General features: G+C 75.7%; 3 protein-coding genes and 1 pseudogene. 1 reads left to right on the top strand and 3 read right to left on the bottom strand.

The features are described from left to right. On the bottom strand, positions 1-409 hold a 409-nt coding region (locus KS423_RS41825), incomplete at its 3' end, for a universal stress protein (RefSeq protein WP_224284948.1). A gap of 262 nt (positions 410-671) precedes the next feature. Here KS423_RS41825 and KS423_RS41820 point away from each other — a divergent pair. After that, complete coding sequence (locus tag KS423_RS41820) at positions 672-2357, top strand: GAF domain-containing sensor histidine kinase (RefSeq protein ID WP_224284949.1); 1686 nt, start codon at positions 672-674, stop codon at positions 2355-2357. A gap of 11 nt (positions 2358-2368) precedes the next feature. Here KS423_RS41820 and KS423_RS41815 read toward each other — a convergent pair whose 3' ends face one another. Both KS423_RS41815 and KS423_RS41810 read right to left on the bottom strand, forming a co-directional pair. Further along, entirely contained in the window at positions 2369-2833 is a 465-nt protein-coding gene (locus KS423_RS41815; protein ID WP_224284947.1) for a pyridoxamine 5'-phosphate oxidase family protein, read from the bottom strand. Positions 2834-2928: 95 nt separating this feature from the next. Next, positions 2929-3204, bottom strand: a pseudogene (locus KS423_RS41810) (response regulator transcription factor); the annotation flags it as partial.

The following is a 3204-nucleotide window of genomic DNA, read 5'->3' as shown; positions in this document are numbered from 1 at the left end:
CCGGGCCGGCGGGGACCAGCACCACCGGGCACTCGGCCCGGGCGGCGGCGCGCAGCCCGACCGATCCGACCAGCAGCCCGGCGAAGCCGCCCAGGCCGCGCGACCCGAGGACCAGCAGAGCGGCCCGCCGGGAGGCGGCGGCCAGCGCGTAGGCAGGGTTCCCGGGGACGATGTCGCAGGAGACCGTCAGCTCCGGCAGCGCGGCCGTGATCCGGTCCCGGATCGAGGCCACCGGCTGCGGCAGCGGGCTCCCGCCGCCGAGGTCGCGCTCCAGGGCGTCCACCTCGCCTCCCGCGACGTGGACCATCCGCAGCGCGCGCCCGTTGCGGTGGGCCTCGTGGGCGGCCCACTCGGCCGCCGCGGCGCTCTGCACCGAACCGTCGATCCCCACCAGCACGTCGTGCGACATGTCAGCGACCTCCCTGGTCTGCGGACGGCCCCGGCGTCGGCAGCCGCGGTCCCGTCCGGTGACCAGACTCCCGCCGGACCGGTGGTCAGCCCCAGGGGCCGACCAGCCCCGGTCGCGCACCGAAGGTCCCGGCCCGAGGGTCCGCCGGGAGGGCCGGAAGCCGCACGGTTGACACCCCGCGGTTCGTCCCCGTCTGCGACAATCGGCCGCGACCGCGGCGACGAGGAGGGTGCCCGTGAGCGGCGAGACGGTACGGTCACGGATGCCGCAACTGCGGCTGGACGAACTGCTGGAGGAACTCCAGGCACGGATCGACGTGGCCCGGGGCACCAGGGACCGGGTGCACAGCCTGCTGGAGGCGGTGCTGTCGGTCGGCCGGGAGCTGGACCTGACGCAGGTGCTGCGGAGGATCGTGGAGGCCGCGGCCGTCCTGGTGGACGCCCGCTACGCCGCGCTCGGGGTGATCGGGCCGGACGGGGAGACCCTCTCGCAGTTCCACACGGTCGGACTGTCGGACGAGGAGATCGAACGGATCGGGCCCTACCCGACCGGCCGGGGCCTGCTGGGCGAGCTGATCCACCACCCGGCGCCGCTGCGGCTGGCCGACCTCACCGAGCACTCCTCGTCGGTGGGCTGCCCGGCGCACCACCCCGTGATGCGGACCTTCCTCGGGGTGCCGGTGCGCGTGCGTGACGAGGTGTTCGGCAACCTCTACCTGACCGACAAGCAGGGCGGGGAGGAGTTCGACGCCGACGACGAGGCGGTGATCTCCACGCTGGCCGTGGCGGCCGGGGTGGCGATCGACAACGCCCGGCTGTACGAGGAGGCCCAGCGCCAGCAGCGGTGGCTGAGCGCGAGTGCGGAGATCACCCGCGCGCTGCTGTCCGGCGGCTCCCGCTCCGAGGTGCTGGAGCTGATCGCCCAGCGGGCCCGGGAGATCACCGGCGCGGACCTGGCGGACGTCTCCGTACCGGTGACCGGGACCGGGACGGTCCGGGTGGAGCTGGCACTCGGCGGAGACGCGAGTGGCCGGGCGGGCCTGGTGGTGCCTCTGGAGGGGTCCCTGTCGGGTGCGGCCTGTGCCTCGGGGGTGCCGGTGACCACGGTGGACCTGGCGGGTGACCCCCGGCTCTCGGCGGGGCCGAGCCGCTTCGGCGGCCTCGGACCGGCGGTCGCGGTGCCGCTGGGCCGGGCCGAGGGGCAGATCGACGGCGTGCTGCTGCTGGCCAGGGAGGCGGGCCGGCCCGAGTTCTCCGACGGGGAGACCGGGCCGCTGCTGGGCTTCGCCGATCAGGCCGCACTGGCCCTGGAGCTGGCGGAGCGCCGCAGGGACGCCGAACAGCTGGCGATGCTGGAGGACCGCGACCGGATCGCCCGCGACCTGCACGACCTGGCCATCCAGCGGCTGTTCGCCACCGGGATGACGCTGCAGAGCGCCGCCCGGTTCATCGACCACGCCACCGCCTCGGACCGGGTGCTGCGCGCGGTGGGGGACCTGGACGAGACCATCAAGATCATCAGGTCGACCATCTTCGGCCTCCGGGCCAGGGAGGAGGCCGCCGGCCACGGCCTGCGGGCCAGGGCCGTCCGTACGGTGGAGCAGGCGCAGGCGGTGCTCGGCTTCGCACCGCGGCTGAGCATGGAGGGCCTGCTGGACACCGATGTCCCGTCGGAGGTGGCCGAGCACGTCCTCGCCGTCCTGGCCGAGGCGTTGAGCAACGCGGCCCGGCACGCGGGGGCGGGCCGGGTCGAGGTCGTGCTCCAGGCCTCCGGCGGGCGGGTGCTGGTGTCCGTGCAGGACGACGGCGTCGGCGTCCCCGAACAGGGGCGGCGCAGCGGGCTGTCGAACCTGGCGGAGCGGGCGCGGACGCTGGGCGGGTCGTTCGAGCTGGTCCGCCCGGCGGAGGGCGGGACCCGGGTGGTCTGGTCGGCCCCGCTGCCGGTCTGAACGGGGTGGTCCTAGGACCGGGTGTCCGGCAGCAGGAGCCCGGTGACGAGTTCGGGCCGGATCCGGATGGAGACCTGGCGGGGCGGCCGGACCGCGGGGACGGACGGGTCCTCCCCGGCGGACGGGTCCTCCCCGGCGGACCGGTCCTCCCGGGCGGGCGGGACCTCCTCGGTGGGGAGCTCCCGGACATCGGCCCGTCCCAGCACGGTCACGCTCCAGCCCGTTCCGTCCGCCTCGTCGATCTCGCCCGCCTCGAACGCCACCAGGGCGCCGGAGACGGCGCGGACCAGTTCCGAGTGCGCGGCGGCGCGCACCAGCACGCTGCCGTCGCCGCCGATCCGGTAGGGGACCGGTCGGACGGCCGGCAGCGCGCCGACCGTGTACACCACGCGGCCGACCGAACTGCCGGCCAGCAGGCGGAAGCAGTGCTGCTCGTCCAGGGCCGGGTGCGCGGCGGGGATGCGGTCGGGTTCCATACCTTCGATTGTTCGCATCGCGCGGGGAACGGGGGAGGGTCGTTCGGTCCCTGCCCGACCGCCGAGTGGACCCGGACCGGGGCCGGGAGCCGGCACTACGCGGGGGCGAGGGTCCGGGTGGCGATGAGGGCGGCCCGGACGCGCCGCTCCGCGCCGAGCTTGGCGAGCAGCCGGGAGATGCGGTTCTTGAGCGTCTTCTCGGCGAGGTGCAGCCGCTCGCCGATCTGCCGGCTGCCGGTTCGTCAGCCCCTTGCCGCTGAGGGCCAGGATCTCCCTTTCCCGTTGGGTGAGTTCGGGCAGGGCGGGCTCCTGCGGAGAGCGGGCGCGGCGCGCAGCCGGGCCGTCGGGCGGCCGGTGACGCCGGCCGGTCC

This window comes from Streptomyces sp. LS1784 (assembly GCF_020103755.1).
GTDB lineage: Bacteria > Actinomycetota > Actinomycetes > Streptomycetales > Streptomycetaceae > Kitasatospora.
This window is presented reverse-complemented; position numbering and strand designations above follow the sequence as displayed.

Excerpts from the sequence above, each read along its gene's own strand:
- KS423_RS41820 (WP_224284949.1), top strand. The coding sequence starts at position 672 with ATGCCGCAACTGCGGCTGGACGAACTGCTGGAGGAACTCCAGGCACGG.
- KS423_RS41815 (WP_224284947.1), bottom strand. The coding sequence starts at position 2,833 with ATGGAACCCGACCGCATCCCCGCCGCGCACCCGGCCCTGGACGAGCAG.